This window comes from Streptococcus mobilis (assembly GCF_059727625.1).
In genome coordinates this window covers 2,003,578-2,023,337 of record NZ_AP041823.1, presented here as the reverse complement: position 1 = coordinate 2,023,337, position 19,760 = coordinate 2,003,578, and the positions used below count along the sequence as shown (strand labels likewise).

Sequence of the window (19,760 nt, the reverse complement as noted above, 5' to 3'; positions counted from 1 at the left end):
GGGGCCACTGATTTGTTTAGAAATCTGAATGGTCTACTGACTCAATCCTTCTGCGATCTTGTCTAAGTTCCACTTCATCATGCTGTAGTAGCTATCACCCTTTTCCCCTTCTTTGGCAATCGAGTCAGTAAAGATCTTTGCAAAGATAGGGATATTGGTATCCTTAGACACAGTTTTCATAGGACGCTCATCGACACTGGATTCGACAAAGAGAGCCGGTACCTTGGTTTGCCGGAGCTTTTCTACCAGCGTTTTGATTTGGTCAGGTGTGCCTTCTTCTTCCGTATTGATTTCCCAGATATAGGCAGATGGGACGCCGTAGGCTTTGGAGAAGTACTTGAAGCAGCCTTCGCTGGTTACAATCATCTTCTTCTCCTCTGGGATATTGTTGAATTTTTGTTTGGCTTCTTGGTCGAGCTTGCTGAGTTTTTCAGTATAGGCAGCTAGATTTTTTTCGTAGAAGTCCTTGTTTTTTGGATCTTTTGCGATCAATTGTTTGGCAATGTTTTTAGCGTAGAGGATCCCGTTTTCGAGATTGAGCCAAGCGTGAGGGTCTTCTTTTCCAGCTTGGTTTTGGCCTTCCAAGTAGATGACGTCGACTCCGTCGCTTGCTGCGAAATAGTCTTTGTTTTCAACTTTATTGGCATTTTTGACCAATTTAGTAAACCAAGCATTGCCACCGGTTTCGAGGTTGATCCCGTTGTAGAAGATGAGGTCTGCTTGCGAAGTCTTTTTGACATCTTCTGGAAGCGGTTCGTATTCGTGAGGATCTTTGCCGACAGGAACGATACTGTGCAGATCGATCTTATCCTCAGCAATATTTTTAGTTATATCTGCAAGGATTGAATTGGTGGTGACCACTTTCAATTTACCAGAAGCTCCAGAAGAAGAGCCTTTGCTGCAGGCCAACAGGCCGAATAAGAGTGCCACAAAGAGGGCGAGGACAGAAGCGATTTTTTTCATGTGTTTCCCCTTTAATGAGATGAAAGAGCGTGCCTGTTCTTTCTTTGCTTAGGAGCTATAAAGAAGCTGATGAGAAAGAAGATGGCAGAAGTGAGGACAATACAAGACCCGACGGCGATGTTTAAGCTATAACCAATAAAGAGTCCCAAAATGGATGCAAGAGCACCTAGGCTAGAGGACAAGAGCATCATGGACCAGAGGTTATTGGCATAGAGGTAGGCCGTCGCAGCGGGTGTAATAAGCATGGCGACGATGAGAATGGTTCCGACACTTTGCATAGCAGTAACAGAAACCAATGTCAAGAGCACCATAAGGAGGTAGTGGTAGACCTTGACCCGGACGCCCATGGATTGAGCCAAAACTGGATCAAATGAAGTGAGAAGCAAGGGGCGAAAAAGCAGGACAATCACCAGCAAGACCGCCACCCCAATACCGATGGTCATCCACATATCCTGGTCTTGCACGGCCAAGATATTCCCAAAGAGGATGTGGAAAAGGTCGGTGGAACTTTTTGCGACTCCAATCAGAATGACTCCTAAGGCGAGGAAAGAAGAAAAGGTAATCCCTATCGCTGTGTCGCTCTTGATGATGGAGTTGCTCTTGATATAGGTGATAAGAATGGAAGCTAGAAGCCCAAAGACAATGGCGCCAATAAAGAAATTGATGCCAAGGATAAAGGACAGGGCCACCCCTGGAAGGACTGCGTGCGAGATAGCATCTCCCATGAGAGACATGCCTCGCAAAATAATGAAGCATCCGACAGCTCCAGCAACAATACCGATGGCAATGGCTGTGATCAGGGCATTCTGTAAGAAGTGGAATTGCTGTAATCCATCGATAAATTCTGTAATCATCCGACGCCACCTCCTATAAAGAGTTCATGCCCATAGGCTGCATGCAGATTCTCCTTGGTAAAGGTTTCCTCTGTTTTCCCAAAAGCGATCAGCTTGCGGTGAAGGAGGAGGACCTGGTCAAAATAAGCTGGGACCTTGCTGAGGTCGTGATGGACAATCAGGATGGTCTTGCCTTCTTGTTTCAAGGTCTGGAGGGTCTGCATGATGATGTCTTCGCTGACAGAGTCAATCCCTGCGAAGGGCTCATCCAAAAAGATGACATCCGCTTCTTGGACCAGGCAACGGGCAATCAGCACCCGTTGGAATTGCCCTCCCGAAAGCTGGCCGATCTGGCGATCTGCTAGATCAAGAAGATTGACAAGTTTCAAGGCATTTTCCACTTTTTTGAGGTCCTCTTTGCTTTTTCGCTTGAAGATAGAAAGATGGGGATAGAGACCCAGTGAGACACACTCCCGCACCGTGATGGGGAAGTGGAAATCAATAGCGGATTTCTGTTCGACGTAGGCCACTCGTTGAAGAACTTGGCCGAGATCTTTTTGATCGAGCTGGACCTTTCCCGAATGGGGGAGAAGTCCTAGCATGGCCTTGATCAGGGTTGATTTCCCAGCTCCGTTGGGCCCAAGAATTCCTAGGATGGTTGGCCCCTGGATGGTGAGGGAAAGATCCTCCAAGGCCAGTGTTTGCTGGTAGGCAACACTTAGATGTTCAATTTGAATCATGATTTTGCTCCTTTAGTATTAATATACATGAATAAAAAAATTAAGTCAAGTTAATTAATAAAATAATTCAGCTTAAATCACTTGAAATCATTGAAAAAAGTTCCTATTTTTGATAAGGTTATTAGAAAAGAATGAAAGCGAGAAGATCATGGTACGTTTACAAGATGATTTTTATGATTACGTCAATGGGGAATGGGCTGAGACAGCTGTGATCCCTGATGACAAACCGTCAACTGGTGGTTTTATGGACTTGATCCAAGATATCGAAAACTTGATGTTGGATATCACTGGAAAATGGCAACGAGGAGAAGAGCTGCCTGAAGACAGTATTCTGCAAAACTTTGTCAAATACCACAAAATGGTGGCAGATTTTGATGCCCGGGAAGCAGCTGGTGTGGCACCAGTCATGCCCTTGATCAATGAAATCAAGGCCCTGTCTTCTTTTGAAGACTATACCAGCAAGTTGGGTACCTATGAACTAGCTGGCAAACCAAATCTCATGCCATTTAGCGTGTCACCAGACTTTATGAATGCCCAAATGAATGTCTTGTGGGGAGAGTCTCTTGCTCTCATCTTGCCAGATACGACCTACTATGAAGAAGGCAATGAAAAAGGCCCAGAATTACTGGCTATCTGGCGCCAAATGATGGAAAAACTCTTACCAAAATTTGATTTCTCAGAGGAAGAAATCAAAGACATTCTGGATAAAGTGATTGCGGCGGATGCAGAATTGGCCAAATATGTCTTATCAAACGAAGAAAGATCCGAGTACAACAAACTCTACCATCCTTATGAGTGGGCAGATTTCAAGGCCTTGGTTCCAGAATTGCCACTCGATACCTTCTTTACAGAAGTGATCGGACAAACACCAGATAAAATCATCGTGCCAGAAGAGCGTTTCTGGAAGGAATTCGCGCCAAAATACTACTCGGCAGTCAACTGGGAAACCATTCATGCCAAATTGAAACTCGGTGCAGCCTTAGATTGGACGTCTTTCTTGACCGAAGAAATCCGTGTCTTGTCTGGTGAATATGGACGGATCATCACGGGGATTCCAGAACCTCGTCCAAAAGAAAAAGCAGCTCTGGCCTTGGCAGAAGGACCTTATAGCCAAGCGCTAGGACTCTGGTATGCTGGAGAAAAATTCTCACCAGAAGCAAAAGCAGACGTAGAGCATAAAGTAGCGACCATGATTGACGTCTACAAGGAGCGCTTAGAAAAAGCAGACTGGCTCGCTCCTGAAACTCGCGAAAAAGCCATCGTCAAACTCAATGTCATCACACCCCATATTGGCTACCCTGAAAAATTACCAGAAACGTATGCCAAAAAGATCATCGACGAAAGCAAAACCTTGGTTGAAAATGCTCAAGCTCTTTATGAAATTTCCATTGCCCATACTTGGAGCAAGTGGAACCAACCAGTTGATCGGAGCGAATGGCACATGCCAGCCCATCTGGTCAATGCTTACTATGATCCGCAACAGAACCAAATCGTCTTCCCAGCAGCGATTTTACAAGCACCTTTCTATGACCTTCACCAATCATCATCAGCCAACTACGGAGGAATCGGTGCAGTCATTGCCCATGAAATCTCCCACGCCTTTGACACCAATGGAGCTTCCTTTGACGAGCACGGTAGCTTGAAAGACTGGTGGAAACCAGAAGATTACGAAGCCTTTACCGCTCGCACGCAAAAGGTCATCGATCAGTTTGAAGGCCAAGACTCTTACGGTGCCAAGATCAACGGGAAATTGACCGTTTCTGAAAACGTGGCAGACCTTGGCGGTATCGCTGCAGCCCTTGAAGCCGCTAAGAAAGAGGAAGATTTCTCAGCAGAAGAATTCTTCACCAACTTTGCTCGCATCTGGCGCATGAAAGCCCGGACAGAGTACATGCAACTCCTCGCAAGTGTCGATGTCCACGCACCAGGAAAACTCCGTACCAATGTCCAATTACCAAACTTTGACGAATTCTTTGAAACCTTTGATGTCAAAGAAGGCGACGGCATGTGGCGTGCACCAGAAGACCGTGTGATCATTTGGTAGTCTAAGATACTAAGCCCGTAAAAAAAGCGAGAAGAAAATAGGAGATTGACCATGTGGGCCAGGCCCACCAGTCAATCTCTCTTTTTCTCGACGCTTTTAGGGCGAGTTCAATTTCGCGATACTAGTTTTGTTGATCAAAGGAAGTAGTCTTGACTTCAGTTAGGCGATTGATTTTCTTGATCGCTCGTGAAAAAAATAAAAATCCCCAAAGCCAAGTTTCAACCTACTGAAACTAGCTTTGGGGATTTTTGATAATAAGATTCATCAAATAAAAATGAAACGTTTCCAATGACTGCGTGAACAGATAAATTTAATTGATTGGAGCCTTGTATAATTCTTTGAATTTCATAGAAATAAATGCTACTATGAGTGTGAACTAAATAAATTTTAAAGGAGCAGACTATGAGAAATTTTGCAAGTCCGTCACGTTACATTCAAGGGGAAAATGCCTTATTTGAAAATGCGCAATCTATTTCAGAATTAGGGACTCACCCTGTTTTGCTATGTGATTCAGTGGTCTATGATATCGTAGGGAAGCGTTTTGAAGAATACCTTGGTCAAAATGGGCTCACGGTTTTACCAGTCTTCTTTAATGGAGAAGCTTCAGACAATGAAATCAATCGTGTTGTTTCTTTAGGGAAAGAGCAAGGTTGTAACTTGATTATTGGTTTAGGTGGAGGAAAGACTATCGATAGTGCTAAAGCTATTGCCGATCTTTTAAAATCACCAGTTGTGATTGCTCCTACCATCGCTTCTACAGATGCCCCAGTTTCAGCCTTGTCTGTTATTTATACAGATGAGGGTGCCTTTGAGCGCTATATCTTCTACTCAAAAAACCCAGAATTGGTCTTGGTGGATAGCAAGGTGATCTCTCAAGCACCAAAACGCTTGCTTGCTTCTGGTATCGCAGATGGATTAGCGACTTGGGTCGAAGCGCGTGCAGTCCTTCAAGCCAACGGAAAAACTATGTTAGGGAAGCACCAAACTCTAGCGGGTGTCGCTATTGCACAACGTTGTGAAGAAACCTTATTTGCAGACGGTCTCCAAGCTATGGCAGCCTGTGAAGCCAAAGTTGTAACGCCTGCTCTTGAAAACATTATTGAAGCTAATACCCTTCTCAGTGGTATTGGATTTGAAAGTGGGGGATTAGCAGCGGCTCACGCCATCCATAATGGCTTTACTGCCCTTACTGGGGACATCCACCATTTGACTCATGGTGAAAAAGTAGCCTATGGAACCTTGGTTCAATTGTTCTTGGAAAACCGTCCTAAAGAAGAATTGAACAAATACATTCGTTTCTATCAACAAATTGGTATGCCAACCACTCTGAAAGAAATGCATCTTGAAACTGCAAGTTATGAAGATCTTCTCAAGGTTGGCCAACAGGCCACCATCGAAGGAGAAACCATCCATCAAATGCCATTTGAGGTGAAGGCTTCTGATATTGCCCAAGCCATCGTAGCAGTAGATGCCTACGTTCAAGGTTTGGCCTAAGTAAACATTAGTCATTCACCTAGAATGTATACAAACCGTTTTTTTACATCAAACAAACTAATGGATGTCTAAAAAATTAAAATGAGATCCTTTTTAAGGCTCATTAAAAATACTTAGGAACTTTCCGCCGTGAGAAAAGTGCTAGAAACACGATTGTTTCTAGCACTCAGGAGTTTTAGTCTGAGCCCAAAAATTGAAAAGTGAAGGGGCACAAAACGAATTGAACACGGGCTACGGATTGTGTCAAAAAGATAAGTTCTCCTAGAATCAAAAGATTCTGCGTCAAACTTCCTATTTTGACTTTATCCGCAGACGCCCTTTGTATCTTGATTTAGTCATGGAACATTTTCGAAGTTCGCTGACGTCCGTACTCACCTAAGGAAAGTTTCTAAGATGACTTTGTCAACAAACCAAGAACTCCCATACCTTATGGTAATGGGAGTTCTTTCTCTATTTTCTTCTTTTTGGATCGGTTTGTTTAAAGATCAGGTATAAAATTCCGGCAGGCAGGAAGCAGAAGAGCCACATGGCATCTAGTCCCTTGCTTTTACTGCTAGAGTTCGTTGTTTTAGACTCACTTACGGCCATCCCAGCTTTAATGCTTGGGGATACCTGTTGCAAGCCGTTCTGGACGACTAGGCGGTTGTCTTCCAGTTTCAGCGCTGGCTTCGTCCCCTTCTTAACGGTCGCATAAAAGTCTTGTTTCAGTTGAATGGTCTTTCCGTCGATTTTATGTTCACCTGCAGAAAGGACTTTTTTATACTGGTAGTCTGCGAACATTTTCTCAGCCAAGGTATTTCCGATCTGATTGCGGTAGCTTTCGGCGATCTCTACATCGTAGTTCCCAACCCCCAAAATCACTTCGATAATCCGTTGTTTACCCCGCTTGGTTGTCGCGGTGTAGTTGTAGTCAGCAGTCGGGCTGGATCCGGTCTTGAGTCCATCTGTTCCTTTGAGGGCGAACTTTCCACCTTCGAGGGAAGTGTTGTAATTATCATAGCTTTGCTCGTAAGGGGTTCCTTCCATGATGGTGGTGTGAGCTTGCTTGGTGTATTCCAACATTTCTGGCAGGTCGTTTACGATGTGATAAGCCAGAATAGACATGTCTCGCGCTGTAATTTCGTTATTGGCATTGACATCGTAGCGCTGAGGATTGTAGTAGCCCTGAAGGACCGAGATCATCGCCCCATTTGGATTGTGCCATTTGGTATGGCTCATTCCCATTTCTTGTGCGTACTGATTCATTAAGTCCAAAAACTTATCGGGATCATTGTCAGTGACGGCGTTGGCGAGCATAATCACGGCCGCACTAGAAGATGGAACAAAGAGCATCTTGATCAATTCAGATACCTTGTAGTCAACACCAGCTACAATAGGTGAGTTACTTAACAGATTGTTTTCTGAGATGGCTTGGTCTGCCTCTGTTGCTGTGACCACGGTATCGTACTTGATCTTGCCTTCTTTAAGGGCTCGAAAGACCACGTAGGCACTCATGAGCTTGGCCATGCTTCCTGAGTCTCGGACCGTGTCGATATTGTCTCCGTACAATATAGCTCCAGTATTGGCGTCGATGACGATGTCGGCCTTGGGCTTGTAAAAATCGTCCAATACCAGTCCAGCATCAGCTGCGATTTTCATGACATCTTCTTGCTGGTAGATGTCGTCCGCAAAAGCAGTGGAAATAGGGCCTAATGTCAAGACTCCTACAAGGAGGGACAAGAGGCTGTGTTTTAGTCGTTTGTGTAAATGTTTCCCATAATTCATAGATTCCATTATATCATACAGGCCAGAGATTCAACTTGAAAAAATTCTAGAAAAAGTAGAAATTGAAAAAATAAAGAAAAAATAGAATAATTTCGCAGTAAAAGCGTTTACATTTCCCTAGAAAGTGCTATAATTTAAATTGAGTATAACATTTTTTACAATGAGGTGATTTATATGAACAAAGGGAAGGTACTCTTAGCGACCAGCGCTCTGCTTTTATCAGCTGGTGTACTGGCAGCCTGCTCAGGAGGAAAATCTGGAAGTTCCGGCGGACAGACTTTTAGCTATGTCTATACCCAGGATCCGGATACTCTCGACTATTCGATTTCTAATAAAAAATCGACTTCCGAGTTTACAGGAAATGCGATAGATGGCTTGTTGGAAGTGGACAAGTACGGGAACTTGATCCCATCGCTTGCTAAAGACTGGACTGTTTCCAAGGATGGATTGACCTATACTTATAAACTCCGTAAAGGGGTCAAATGGATGACTTCTGAAGGGGAAGAATATGGAGAAGTCAAGGCCAAAGACTTTGTCACAGGTCTCAAACACGCGGCAGACAAGAAATCACAAGCGATTTACTTGGTCCAAAAATCTGTCAAAGGCTTGGATGATTATGTATCAGGGAAAACATCTGATTTCTCAACTGTTGGAGTAAAGGCTATTGATGATTATACCGTTCAATATACCTTGAGCCAACCAGAAAGTTTCTGGAATTCTAAGACTACGATGGGGATCTTGATGCCAGTCAATGAAGAATTCCTGAAATCTAAAGGAGATGACTATGGTCAAGGAACTTCTCCATCTAGTATCCTCTACTGCGGTCCTTATTTGATCAAGTCCATCACTTCTAAATCTTCTGCGATATTGGAAAAGAACCCAACATACTGGGATGCAGATAATGTTAAGATCAGTAAAGTGAAGCTGACCTATTATGATGGACAAGACTCAGAATCCTTGATTCGTGGGTTTGATAACGGCGACTATACAGTTGCCCGTGTTTTCCCAAATGGTTCCAACTTTAAGAGTGTAGAGAAGAAGCATAAGGACGATATCGTCTTTACTGACCAAGGTTCCTCAACCTATAATCTTTCCTTCAATATTGACCGTCAGGCTTATGAAATCACAAAGAAGACTACTGATGCTCAAAAGACTTCAACTAAGAAAGCAATCTTAAATAAAGACTTCCGTCAAGCCATTATGTTTGCCTTCAACCGCAAGGCTTATGTAGCGCAAACTAACGGGGAAGCGGGTGCCAATAAGGTTATCCGTAATACCTTTACGCCACCAAACTTTGTCCAAATCGATGGCAAACAATTTGGTGATGCAGTAGAAAAAGACTTGGAAGCTTATGGGGATGAATGGAAAGGGGTCTCTGTCGCAGATGGAAAAGACACCCTCTACAATCCAAACAAGGCCAAAGAAGAGTTTGCCAAAGCCAAGGCAGACTTGCAGGCTCAAGGAGTTGAATTCCCAATTCATTTGGACCTTCCAACTTCTTCTACTTATACGGAAGGAATTAAACAGGCCCAATCCTTTAAACAATCAGTTGAGTCTACATTGGGAGCAGAAAATATTGTCATTGATTTGAATATGATTTCTGAGGATGATCTGCAACGGGTTACCTACTTTGCTGAAAGTGCTTCGCAACAAGACTGGGATTTGAACAATAACTTGGGTTGGGGACCAGACTATACGGACCCATCTTCTTACATCGACATCACTAGTGGTAAATCCGGCGAAAACGCCAATTCTTACTTTGGATTCGATGCTGGTACGGATAATGCAGCCGCAAAAGCAGCTGGTTTTGATGAATATGATCAATTGATCGAAGATGCGCACAATGAAACCAAAGATGTGAACAAGCGTTACGAAAAATATGCTGCCGCTCAAGCTTGGTTGACCGATAGTGCCCTCTTGATTCCGATCCATTCAGATGGAGCTTCTCCAGTCGTTCGTAAAACTGTACCATACTCTGCAGCCTTTGCTTGGACAGGCCACAAGGGTCAATCCTTCAACTATAAATATTTAGAAGTTCAAGACAAGGTCGTATCGGCTAAAGACTACGACAAAGCGCGTGATCAATGGAAGAAAGAAAAAGAAAAATCCAATAAAAAAGCGCAAGAAGAACTTGAAAAGCATGTGAAATAGACTTTTCTTGAAGAAAACAGGAGAGACAGGTCCCGTATGGGACCTGTCTTTTTCTTTGTCTGAACCTTTAAAAATCGCCTAAAAATGGTATAATAGGAGCATCACGAAAATTGGAGAGACGCTATGAGTTTTTACAATCATAAAGAAATCGAGCCTAAGTGGCAACAATACTGGGCTGACCATCACACTTTTAAGACAGGAACAGATGCTTCAAAACCTAAGTTTTATGCATTGGACATGTTCCCTTACCCATCTGGAGCGGGTCTTCACGTAGGACACCCAGAAGGCTACACAGCGACTGATATCCTTAGCCGTTTCAAACGTGCGCAAGGTTACAATGTCCTTCACCCAATGGGATGGGATGCTTTTGGTTTGCCTGCTGAGCAATACGCTATGGATACAGGGAATGACCCAGCAGAATTCACAGCAGAAAACATCGCCAACTTCAAACGCCAAATCAATGCGCTTGGCTTCTCTTACGACTGGGGCCGTGAAGTCAATACGACAGATCCGAACTACTACAAGTGGACGCAATGGATCTTCACTAAGCTTTACGAAAAAGGCTTGGCTTATGAAGCGGAAGTGCCCGTAAACTGGGTTGAGGAACTAGGAACAGCTATCGCCAACGAAGAAGTTCTTCCAGATGGAACATCTGAGCGTGGGGGCTATCCAGTTGTCCGCAAACCAATGCGCCAATGGATGCTTAAAATCACTGCCTATGCGGAACGTTTGCTCAACGACTTGGATGAGCTTGACTGGCCAGAGTCTATCAAGGATATGCAACGCAACTGGATTGGGAAATCAACTGGTGCCAATGTCACTTTCAAGGTGAAAGGAACAGACAAGGAATTCACCGTCTTTACGACACGGCCAGATACTCTTTTCGGTGCGACCTTCACTGTTTTGGCGCCTGAACATGAACTAGTAGATGCCATCACGACATCTGAACAAGCTGAGGCTGTAGCGGACTACAAACACCAAGCTAGCCTTAAATCAGACTTGGCTCGTACAGACCTTGCCAAGGAAAAAACAGGGGTTTGGACTGGTGCTTATGCCATCAACCCTGTCAATGGCAAAGAAATCCCAATCTGGATTGCGGACTACGTTCTTGCTAGCTACGGTACAGGTGCTGTTATGGCCGTACCTGCCCACGATGAGCGTGACTGGGAATTTGCTAACCAGTTTGGCCTTCCAATCGTAGAAGTCTTGGAAGGTGGAAATGTAGCAGAAGCTGCTTACACAGAAGATGGCCTTCACGTCAACTCAGACTTCTTGAACGGTCTTAACAAAGAAGAAGCGATTGCTAAAATCGTGGCTTGGTTGGAAGAAAAAGGCTTCGGTCAAGAAAAAGTTACCTACCGTCTCCGTGACTGGCTCTTTAGCCGTCAACGTTACTGGGGTGAACCAATCCCAATCATTCATTGGGAAGATGGCACTTCAACAGCCGTTCCAGAAAGTGACCTCCCACTTGTCTTGCCAGTCACCAAGGACATCCGCCCTTCAGGTACTGGTGAAAGCCCACTAGCTAACTTGACAGACTGGCTGGAAGTGACTCGTGAAGATGGCGTCAAAGGTCGTCGTGAGACCAATACGATGCCACAATGGGCAGGTTCAAGCTGGTACTACCTCCGCTATATCGACCCACATAATACAGAAAAATTGGCTGATGAGGACCTCCTCAAACAATGGTTGCCAGTAGATATCTATGTGGGTGGTGCAGAACATGCCGTACTTCACTTGCTTTACGCTCGTTTTTGGCACAAATTCCTCTATGACCTTGGTGTTGTACCGACTAAAGAGCCATTCCAAAAACTCTTTAACCAAGGAATGATCTTGGGAACCAGCTACCGTGACCACCGTGGAGCTCTTGTGGCGACTGACAAGGTTGAAAAACGTGACGGTTCCTTCTTCCATGTGGAAACAGGGGAAGAATTGGAGCAAGCACCAGCTAAGATGTCTAAATCCCTCAAGAACGTGGTCAACCCAGACGATGTGGTGGAACAATACGGTGCCGATACCCTTCGTGTCTATGAAATGTTCATGGGACCACTTGATGCTTCGATCGCTTGGTCTGAAGAAGGCTTGGAAGGAAACCGTAAATTCCTCGACCGTGTGTACCGTTTGATCACAAGTAAAGAAATCGTTGCGGAAAACAATGGTGCTCTAGACAAGGTTTATAACGAAACCGTTAAAGCTGTCACAGAGCAAATTGAGTCTATGAAATTCAACACAGCCATTGCCCAGCTCATGGTCTTTGTCAATGCTGCTAACAAGGAAGATAAACTCTATGTGGATTACGCCAAAGGCTTCATCCAATTGATTGCTCCATTTGCCCCTCACTTGGCAGAAGAACTCTGGCAAACAGTGGCAGCAACAGGTGAGTCAATCTCTTACGTAGCTTGGCCAACATGGGACGAAAGAAAATTGATTGAAGACGAAATCGAAATCGTCGTTCAAATCAAAGGAAAAGTCCGTGCTAAACTCATGGTCGCAAAAGACCTTTCTCGTGAAGAATTGCAAGAAGTCGCTCTAGCTGACGACAAAGTCAAGGCAGAGATTGATGGCAAAGAAATCGTGAAAGTGATTAGTGTACCGAACAAACTTGTTAACATCGTTGTGAAATAAAATTAAAATTCCTTCAGAGCTAAGTTCTGGAGGATTTTTGACTCTTCTTGACAAGAAAACGATATTTTGTTAATATCATTAACAAAAAGAAGGAAACTATGAATAAGAAAGAACTGCATAAGTTTAATAATCGTTTTAACAGCTTTGCTTTAGCTTTTGAACAGTTGAAAAAGGATCAGCATAGGAATAGTATTGATAAATCAATCACTATTAATGAAGTCCATTTGATTGATCTAATAGGTCGGAATCAGCCTGTGAATCTAGTGAAATTATCTGAGTTACTTGAAGTATCAAGGAGCGCTATTACTCAGAGTGTTAGACGTTTAACCAAGAAAGACCTCGTTACTTTTGAATTTGCACAGGATAATGAAAAAAATAAATATCTGATATTATCCAAAAAAGGGGTTGAAGTTTTTAACATCCATAAAGAGCAGCAAGAACATATTGAAAAAACCATTTTTTCAGTTTTAAGAAACTATAGTGATGAGGACCTTCAAATGGTTATGAAACTGATGGATGATGTTGAACAGGTATGGCGAGAATTACCGTGGTAAAAATCACGGTAATTTTAAAACTACATTGTTAATTACATTAACAAAAAAGAGGAAGATATGAATATACAAATTGAACTTATCTCAGAGTCTGAGTTAGCAGACGAATCTTTTAATATTGTCATCAATGGCTTAAAACCAAGAGAAACATATAGAGTCGAGATGTACCTAACTGATTATTATTGTATCAATGCCCCCATGCTTTTAGCCCATGATGTTTTATGGAGATCAACAGGGACTTTTGTATCAGATAAGAATGGTATTATTGATATTTCACAAACTCCATCTTGTTCTGGCTCTTATGAAGGCATTTCAACAATGGGACTATTTTTTAATGCTAAGCCCTTAACCAATGAGAGAAAGAAACTTCCAAACTCTCTTTCTGAAATTCCCTTATTAGATCATTTTTTTGTGGATATCAAAATTATGCAAGGAAATACTGTCATTGCAGAGAGAACTTTCACAAGACATTACATGAGTTCGCAAATTAGTCATCAAGATATTTACGGGAAACATTTTCAAGGTCGATTATTTTATGATAAAAAGTTAAGAAAGGCGCCAGCCGTGATTATTGTGAGCGGTAGTGAAGGACGGATTGAAAAGGCACAGAATATAGCTCAGCTTTTATCTTCTAGAGGCTATATTTGTCTTGCGATAGCTTATTTTGGTTTAGAGGGGTTACCAAAACATTTGGAGCGTATTCCTTTAGAGTGCCTTGTGGAAGCAAAGGATTATCTACGTCAGCATCCCCAAGTAGATAGTGAAAAAATTGGAATATATGGACGGTCTAAGGGAGCAGAATTCGTTTTAGCTGAGGAGAGCCTTTTTAATGACGTTCAATGTTTGGTACTAAATTCACCCTCTGATGTGGTATATGAAGGGATAAAAGGGAAATGGAACTCTCATACTTCTTCTTGGACGCATTTGCAAAAAGAACTTCCCTATCAAAAGTTTCGACTTGGAGATTATCTATTCAGTAAATTTTTTAGAAAAAACTTCCCTAAAGATTGCTCTGCTAGGATAGATATTGGTCAAATGCATTCACCAATCTTATTGCTCGGAAGTACTGTTGATGAAATATGGGATGCCTCGTCAGCGATTGATGATATTGTCTCACATTATAAAGGCCACTACATTACATTTAAAAAATATCATGAAACAGGTCACATGTTGACGGTGTCTTATCAACCAAATCATCGTTATCGAAAAGATTGGTGTTTACTGATGGAAGAGAGTAAGGATTCTTGGTTGGCTACGATTCATTTTTTTGATAGGTATTTGAAGAAGTAATAAAAATAGATTATAAATATGCTATAATAGTTCCAACTAAGATAAAAACACAGTTCTGGTTGGTAGTCCAGACGTAGGCAAGCCTATCAGTAACCTTCCTCCTTGGTTGTCCATTCTTAGGGATAGATTTAAGGAGGTGCTGTCGTGGAAACAATTTCAATTGGATTGACAGTTTATTTTGAAGATGGATTTTGGCATGGTTTGTTCGAACAAGTCTATCGAGAAACTTATCAAGTTTGTCGTGTGACATTTGGTCAGGAGCCAAAAGATGATGAAATTCTAGAGATCTTACAGACTCAGTTTACTCAATTATCTTTTAGTCCAGAAGCTATAGTTAAGCAACATGTAAAAATCAAGAATCCTAAACGATTACAGCGAATGGTGAAGAAACAAGTAAATCAGAAAGTTTCTTCCAAGTCGAAAGAACTATTACAGTTGCAGTATGAGGAAAGAAAAAAGATTTCAAAACATCAATCTAGTGTCCAAAAGCAATTGCTCGAACAAGAGAAATTTGAACGCAAACAGCAAAAACGAAGAGAGAAGCATAAAGGACATTAACCCTTATCTCTTTCATCAAAAAAGCTTCGGTAGGAAGAACCCTACCGAGGCTTTTTTAACAAATTTCATTCTGCATGATAATGAAGAGATGTCAAACTCAGTGTCGTTCGAAAAGGAGTATAAAGGTTGATTTTCTTCCAAGGAAGATGGTGTAAAAGGATTAAAAAATCTGGTATTTTGAAGTTCCTCAAGGATCCTGTGGAAATATTCTTAGATTTTTATTTCGATATCGAAACAATTGACAAATGTAAGTGAAAGGATTACAATGAAAATATAAATTTCGATATAGAAATAAAAAGGAGACAAAATGGACAATATGCAAGGGGGCTACCAAGCTTTACAAATACGCTTGTTAAATGGGCGACTTTTTCAAAAACTCTTGAGTAAGGAGCCAGATGCTCAATACAGAAGTGAACAAGGTAAGATCTTAACAGTGCTTTGGGAAAAAGAGGATGGTTGGGCAACTGCTACGGATATCGCTCTTGCGACGGGTCTAGCCAATAATACATTGACTAGCATGGTTAAGAAATTGGAAGAACAAGGTTTGGTTACGATTCAACCTTGCACGCAGGATAAAAGGAAAAAATATATCTCTTTGACAGACCTCGGTTGGGCACAAAAAGAAATTGGAGACCGTGTCAGTAAAGAATTGGGGGAGATTTTCTATCAAGGATTTTCGGATCAAGAAATCCGAGAATTTGAGGCCTATCAAGAGCGGATTATCTCAAATCTAAAAGCTAAAGAGAATGACATCTAAGGAAAGGAAGTAACAGTTATGATTGGTATTACAGGGGTAACAGGGAAATTAGGTTCTTATGTGGCGAATCTTGTCGATAAGAAGGGAATCGCTTCAGTCCATCTAGCACGAAGCCCAGAGCGTGCAAAGATCTATGCGTCAGCGGAAATTCGTAAAATAGTGTATGCCAATACACCAGAGGTGGTTGAGGCCTTAAAGGGTATTGATATCTTGTTGATGGTTTCTGCTCGGGAAAATCCAGAGCGTGTCAAGGAACACAAGGACTTTTTAGATGCTGCAAAGCTAGCAGGAGTAGAGCATATCGTCTATACCTCCTTTTATGGGGCAGATGAGAAGGCAACTTTCACCTTGTCTCGAGATCATGCCCAGACGGAAGCCTATATCAAGGAGTTAGGGTTCACCTACACTTTTTTGAGAGATAATTTTTACTTGGACTTCCTGATTGATATGGCGCTTGAAAATGGAGAGATTCGTGGTCCGGCAGGCAATGGTCTTGTGTCAGCTGTTGCCCGTAAGGACACATCTAGGGTTGCAGCAGAAATTCTTTTAAATCCTAAGGAATGGGAAAATCAAACCTTGAATCTGACAGGGCCAGAGGATCTTTCCATAGAAGAAATCGTAGCGCTTCTCTCAAAAGAGACCGGTGACGCCATCGCGTATGTGGATGAAACAGTAGAAGAAGCTTATGAGTCACGGAAAAAATGGCCAGCACAAACTTGGGAGTACGATGCCTGGGTCAGCACTTATACAGCGATTAAAGCTGGGGAACAAGCTGGGGTTTCAACAGATATCGAAAAAGTCCTAGGGCATCCGGCAAGTAGCCTATTGGATACTCTTAGAGACAGAAAACTTATTGAGGAAGAATATGATTGAATATAAACATGTAGCCTTGCGCTACACGGATAAGGACATTTTAAAAGATGTCAATCTCCGTATTGAAGATGGTGAATTTATGGTCCTCGTAGGTCCTTCAGGATCTGGAAAGACCACCATGATCAAGATGATTAACCGTCTCTTGGAGCCGACAGATGGCAATATTTATATGGACGGGAAACGCATCAAGGACTATGATGAACGAGAGTTACGTCTGTCTACTGGTTATGTGCTTCAAGCCATTGCTCTCTTTCCTAATTTGACAGTTGCGGAAAATATCGCTCTCATTCCTGAGATGAAGGGCTGGGGCAAGGAGCGAGTGGCTTCCAAAACAGTCGAATTTTTAGAAAAAGTAGGCCTTCCAGCTTCTGATTACGCCGATCGCAAACCCCATGAGCTGTCTGGTGGGGAGCAACAACGGATTGGCATTGTGCGGGCCATCATCGGGGAGCCAAAGATTCTATTGATGGACGAGCCCTTTTCAGCCTTGGATGCCATTTCCCGCAAACAGTTGCAGGCTCTTACCAAAGACTTGCACAAGGAGTTCGGCATGACCACTATCTTTGTTACACACGATACCGATGAAGCCTTGAAATTAGGCGATCGGATTGCGGTGTTACAAGAAGGAGAGATTGTGCAGGTGGCGGATCCTGAGACCATTCTAGCCCAACCAGCCAACGACTTTGTTGCGGATTTATTTGGAGGTGCTCACCATGTCTAAACTATTTGCAACCTTTCAAGAACGCTTTGGAGACTGGCTCACTGCACTAGGGCAACATTTGCAACTGTCATTACTGACCCTGCTCCTTGCTATTTTTCTAGCTGTTCCATTAGCTATTTATTTAAGTACACGCAAGAGAGCCAGCAACTGGGTTTTACAGGTAGCTGGGATCTTCCAGACCATTCCTTCCATGGCCCTTTTGGGGCTCTTCATTCCCATCATGGGAATTGGAACACTTCCGGCCTTGACAGCTCTCGTCATCTATGCCATTTTCCCCATCCTCCAAAATACCATCACCGGTTTGCAGGGGATTGACCCAAGTCTTGAAGAAGCGGGAATCGCCTTTGGGATGACCAAGTGGGAGCGCTTGAAGAAGTTTGAGATTCCCTTGGCCATGCCCGTCATCATGTCTGGGATTCGGACAGCAGCTGTGATGATTATCGGGACAGCGACTTTAGCCGCTCTTGTTGGAGCTGGAGGATTGGGTTCCTTTATCCTTTTGGGGATTGATCGTCGGAATGCTAGTCTCATTTTAATCGGCGCAATCTCATCAGCCATTTTGGCCATTCTATTTAATGTTATTCTCAAATGGTTGGAAAAGGCAAAGTTGCGTACGATTGTTGCTGCTTTTGCGGTAATGCTCCTTGGTTTGGGAGCGAGTTATGCTCCAAGCATGATTCCTCAGAAAGAAAAAGAAAATCTAGTCATAGCTGGGAAATTGGGGCCTGAACCTGAAATTCTCATGAATATGTACAAGCTTCTCATTGAGGAAAATAGTGACATGACGGTGACGGTTAAGCCTAACTTTGGGAAGACAGATTTCCTTTATCAAGCGCTTAAAAAGGGTGATATCGATATCTATCCAGAATTTACAGGGACCATTACAGGCTCTCTCTTGCAGCCAGCTCCTAAAGTAAGCAACGATTCTGAAGAAGTTTTCAAGGTTGCGCGTGATGGGATAAAGAAACAAGACAATCTAGCCTTGCTCAAACCGATGGCTTATCAAAACACCTATGCGATTGCTGTTCCGAAAAAGATTGCAAAAGAGTATAATCTGAAGACGATTTCTGATCTCAAGAAAGTTCAGGACAAGCTTAAAGCTGGTTTCACGTTGGAATTTAACGACCGTGAGGACGGAAACAAAGGGCTTCAATCAGTTTATGGACTAAATCTTAATGTAGCTACCATGGAGCCGGCACTTCGCTATGAGGCAATCCAACAAGGCAATATCCAAATAACAGATGCCTATTCAACAGACCCAGAAATTGCTCAATATGATCTAGTTGTTCTAGAGGATGACCAACACCTCTTCCCACCTTACCAAGGAGCACCCCTCATGAAAGAAGCTCTTCTTAAGAAACATCCAGAATTGGAAGGTATTCTTAATAAGTTATCTGGTAAAATCACAGAGAGCCAAATGAGTCAGATGAACTACCAAGTCGGAGTAGATGGGAAACCAGCTACTCAAGTAGCGCGTGACTTTTTGGTAAAAGAAGGGTTGATGAAAAATTAACAAACCATTCTCAAGTCTTTGCACTTGAGAATTTTTTAATAGAAAGCAATTTTATATCCTTTCAGCAAGCTTTTGGGGTAGAAGGGGAGACCTTCTCTTCAAAAAAACTCCATTGAGTCTGGCTTAAAATTGTGTTACAATAAGCCTTGAAAATGAATGAAAGAATATGGAAATAAGCATGAAAATAAGACCAGTGATTGGAATTACAGGAAATGAAAGACCCTTCCCAGATGATCCAGACGCGAACATGAGTTATGCGGCGACTGGTTTTGTCGAAGCGGTCAAAGAGGCGGGAGGAATTCCCTTGATATTGCCAATTGGAGATGCGGACATGGCCAAACACTACATGTCGATGATTGATAAGCTCATCATTACTGGTGGTCAAAATGTCTTGCCCAAGTTTTATGGAGAAGAAATCACCATTGATAGCGATGACTACCTCTTAAAACGTGATCTTTTTGAGTTGGCCTTGATTGATGAAGCGCGTGCGGCTAATAAAGCTATCTTTACCATCTGTCGTGGGACCCAGCTCTACAATGTCGCACTAGGGGGAACTCTTTATCAAGACATTGAACACCATTGGCAGGACAATCCAGGTCAGTACACCAGCCAAGAGCTGGTGACCAAGGATCAGACGGTTTTACAAGAGATCTATGGTAAGACCAGTCGCATCAATTCCTTTCACCATCAAAGTATCAAAGACTTGGCAGATGGCTTAGAAGTAATCGCGCGGGATCCCAAAGACGACGTCATAGAGGCGGTTCAATCCACAGATGAGAGTCGTTTTCTCGGCGTTCAGTGGCATCCGGAACTGCGTTTTGACAAGAGCCCAGCAGATCGTAAGCTCTTTGAATATGTCGTGAATGACTTATAATGAGGACCA

16 protein-coding genes are annotated in these 19,760 nt (G+C 42.8%); 12 read left to right on the top strand and 4 right to left on the bottom strand.

Annotation, left to right across the window (positions count from 1 at the left end; genetic code table 11):
- Nucleotides 1–33: 33 nt before the first annotated feature.
- The 3 genes from fimA to AC6IZR_RS09695 are packed head-to-tail and all read right to left on the bottom strand — an operon-like array spanning nucleotide 34 to nucleotide 2,536.
- Nucleotides 34–963, bottom strand: coding sequence for a metal ABC transporter substrate-binding lipoprotein/fibrin-binding adhesin FimA (gene fimA / locus AC6IZR_RS09705; protein WP_497848521.1), 930 nt, complete (start codon nucleotides 961–963; stop codon nucleotides 34–36).
- Nucleotides 964–974: 11 nt separating this feature from the next.
- The gene (locus tag AC6IZR_RS09700) at nucleotides 975–1,817 is read right to left on the bottom strand and encodes a metal ABC transporter permease (RefSeq protein WP_101770885.1); all 843 of its coding nucleotides are present in this window, start codon (nucleotides 1,815–1,817) and stop codon (nucleotides 975–977) included.
- The gene (locus AC6IZR_RS09695; protein WP_414257250.1) at nucleotides 1,814–2,536 is read right to left on the bottom strand and encodes a metal ABC transporter ATP-binding protein; all 723 of its coding nucleotides are present in this window, start codon (nucleotides 2,534–2,536) and stop codon (nucleotides 1,814–1,816) included. Before AC6IZR_RS09695 ends, AC6IZR_RS09700 begins: the two co-directional genes overlap by 4 nt.
- Before the next feature lie 148 nt (nucleotides 2,537–2,684).
- Here AC6IZR_RS09695 and AC6IZR_RS09690 point away from each other — a divergent pair, with 148 nt between their 5' ends.
- Both AC6IZR_RS09690 and AC6IZR_RS09685 read left to right on the top strand, forming a co-directional pair.
- Entirely contained in the window at nucleotides 2,685–4,580 is a 1,896-nt protein-coding gene (locus AC6IZR_RS09690) for a M13 family metallopeptidase (protein WP_497848520.1), read from the top strand.
- Between the two features lie 402 nt (nucleotides 4,581–4,982).
- Nucleotides 4,983–6,074 carry a glycerol dehydrogenase gene (locus tag AC6IZR_RS09685; RefSeq protein ID WP_497848519.1) on the top strand — a complete coding sequence of 364 codons (1,092 nt, stop codon included), beginning with the start codon at nucleotides 4,983–4,985 and terminating at the stop codon, nucleotides 6,072–6,074.
- Between the two features lie 450 nt (nucleotides 6,075–6,524).
- Here the strand turns inward: AC6IZR_RS09685 and AC6IZR_RS09680 are convergent, their stop codons facing one another.
- Complete coding sequence (locus AC6IZR_RS09680) at nucleotides 6,525–7,847, bottom strand: DUF1958 domain-containing protein (protein WP_497848518.1); 1,323 nt, start codon at nucleotides 7,845–7,847, stop codon at nucleotides 6,525–6,527.
- Nucleotides 7,848–8,012: 165 nt separating this feature from the next.
- Between AC6IZR_RS09680 and AC6IZR_RS09675 the strand changes: the two genes are divergently transcribed.
- From AC6IZR_RS09675 to AC6IZR_RS09630, 10 genes are all read left to right on the top strand, one after another.
- Entirely contained in the window at nucleotides 8,013–9,989 is a 1,977-nt protein-coding gene (locus AC6IZR_RS09675) for a peptide ABC transporter substrate-binding protein (protein ID WP_497848517.1), read from the top strand.
- A gap of 123 nt (nucleotides 9,990–10,112) precedes the next feature.
- Entirely contained in the window at nucleotides 10,113–12,614 is a 2,502-nt protein-coding gene (gene leuS, locus AC6IZR_RS09670; RefSeq protein WP_497848516.1) for a leucine--tRNA ligase, read from the top strand.
- Between the two features lie 98 nt (nucleotides 12,615–12,712).
- Nucleotides 12,713–13,168: a MarR family winged helix-turn-helix transcriptional regulator gene (locus tag AC6IZR_RS09665; protein ID WP_014633841.1), complete on the top strand. Its 456-nt coding sequence runs from the start codon at nucleotides 12,713–12,715 to the stop codon at nucleotides 13,166–13,168.
- Nucleotides 13,169–13,225: 57 nt separating this feature from the next.
- Nucleotides 13,226–14,455, top strand: a complete 1,230-nt coding sequence (locus tag AC6IZR_RS09660) for an acyl-CoA thioesterase/bile acid-CoA:amino acid N-acyltransferase family protein (RefSeq protein ID WP_014633842.1) — start codon at nucleotides 13,226–13,228, stop codon at nucleotides 14,453–14,455.
- 144 nt (nucleotides 14,456–14,599) lie between these two features.
- Nucleotides 14,600–15,013 (top strand): YjdF family protein, encoded by a 414-nt coding sequence (locus AC6IZR_RS09655; RefSeq protein ID WP_049514955.1) that lies wholly within the window; start codon nucleotides 14,600–14,602, stop codon nucleotides 15,011–15,013.
- A gap of 307 nt (nucleotides 15,014–15,320) precedes the next feature.
- On the top strand, nucleotides 15,321–15,770 hold the full coding sequence (locus AC6IZR_RS09650; RefSeq protein WP_049514954.1) for a MarR family winged helix-turn-helix transcriptional regulator: 450 nt from the start codon (nucleotides 15,321–15,323) through the stop codon (nucleotides 15,768–15,770).
- Between the two features lie 18 nt (nucleotides 15,771–15,788).
- Nucleotides 15,789–16,643 (top strand): SDR family oxidoreductase, encoded by an 855-nt coding sequence (locus tag AC6IZR_RS09645; protein ID WP_497848515.1) that lies wholly within the window; start codon nucleotides 15,789–15,791, stop codon nucleotides 16,641–16,643.
- Nucleotides 16,636–17,364, top strand: coding sequence for an ABC transporter ATP-binding protein (locus tag AC6IZR_RS09640; RefSeq protein WP_049491030.1), 729 nt, complete (start codon nucleotides 16,636–16,638; stop codon nucleotides 17,362–17,364). The genes AC6IZR_RS09645 and AC6IZR_RS09640 overlap by 8 nt, the downstream gene beginning before the upstream one ends.
- Complete coding sequence (locus tag AC6IZR_RS09635) at nucleotides 17,357–18,877, top strand: ABC transporter permease/substrate-binding protein (protein ID WP_497848514.1); 1,521 nt, start codon at nucleotides 17,357–17,359, stop codon at nucleotides 18,875–18,877. Before AC6IZR_RS09640 ends, AC6IZR_RS09635 begins: the two co-directional genes overlap by 8 nt.
- Nucleotides 18,878–19,055: 178 nt before the next feature.
- Nucleotides 19,056–19,751 (top strand): gamma-glutamyl-gamma-aminobutyrate hydrolase family protein, encoded by a 696-nt coding sequence (locus AC6IZR_RS09630; RefSeq protein ID WP_497848513.1) that lies wholly within the window; start codon nucleotides 19,056–19,058, stop codon nucleotides 19,749–19,751.
- Nucleotides 19,752–19,760: the final 9 nt, after the last annotated feature.

Coding starts and splice junctions, on each gene's coding strand:
- AC6IZR_RS09700 (WP_101770885.1), bottom strand. CDS start 1,817: ATGATTACAGAATTTATCGATGGATTACAGCAATTCCACTTCTTACAG.
- AC6IZR_RS09690 (WP_497848520.1), top strand. CDS start 2,685: ATGGTACGTTTACAAGATGATTTTTATGATTACGTCAATGGGGAATGG.
- leuS (WP_497848516.1), top strand. CDS start 10,113: ATGAGTTTTTACAATCATAAAGAAATCGAGCCTAAGTGGCAACAATAC.
- AC6IZR_RS09685 (WP_497848519.1), top strand. CDS start 4,983: ATGAGAAATTTTGCAAGTCCGTCACGTTACATTCAAGGGGAAAATGCC.
- fimA (WP_497848521.1), bottom strand. CDS start 963: ATGAAAAAAATCGCTTCTGTCCTCGCCCTCTTTGTGGCACTCTTATTC.
- AC6IZR_RS09680 (WP_497848518.1), bottom strand. CDS start 7,847: ATGGAATCTATGAATTATGGGAAACATTTACACAAACGACTAAAACAC.
- AC6IZR_RS09630 (WP_497848513.1), top strand. CDS start 19,056: ATGAAAATAAGACCAGTGATTGGAATTACAGGAAATGAAAGACCCTTC.
- AC6IZR_RS09665 (WP_014633841.1), top strand. CDS start 12,713: ATGAATAAGAAAGAACTGCATAAGTTTAATAATCGTTTTAACAGCTTT.
- AC6IZR_RS09660 (WP_014633842.1), top strand. CDS start 13,226: ATGAATATACAAATTGAACTTATCTCAGAGTCTGAGTTAGCAGACGAA.
- AC6IZR_RS09650 (WP_049514954.1), top strand. CDS start 15,321: ATGGACAATATGCAAGGGGGCTACCAAGCTTTACAAATACGCTTGTTA.
- AC6IZR_RS09640 (WP_049491030.1), top strand. CDS start 16,636: ATGATTGAATATAAACATGTAGCCTTGCGCTACACGGATAAGGACATT.
- AC6IZR_RS09645 (WP_497848515.1), top strand. CDS start 15,789: ATGATTGGTATTACAGGGGTAACAGGGAAATTAGGTTCTTATGTGGCG.
- AC6IZR_RS09675 (WP_497848517.1), top strand. CDS start 8,013: ATGAACAAAGGGAAGGTACTCTTAGCGACCAGCGCTCTGCTTTTATCA.
- AC6IZR_RS09635 (WP_497848514.1), top strand. CDS start 17,357: ATGTCTAAACTATTTGCAACCTTTCAAGAACGCTTTGGAGACTGGCTC.
- AC6IZR_RS09695 (WP_414257250.1), bottom strand. CDS start 2,536: ATGATTCAAATTGAACATCTAAGTGTTGCCTACCAGCAAACACTGGCC.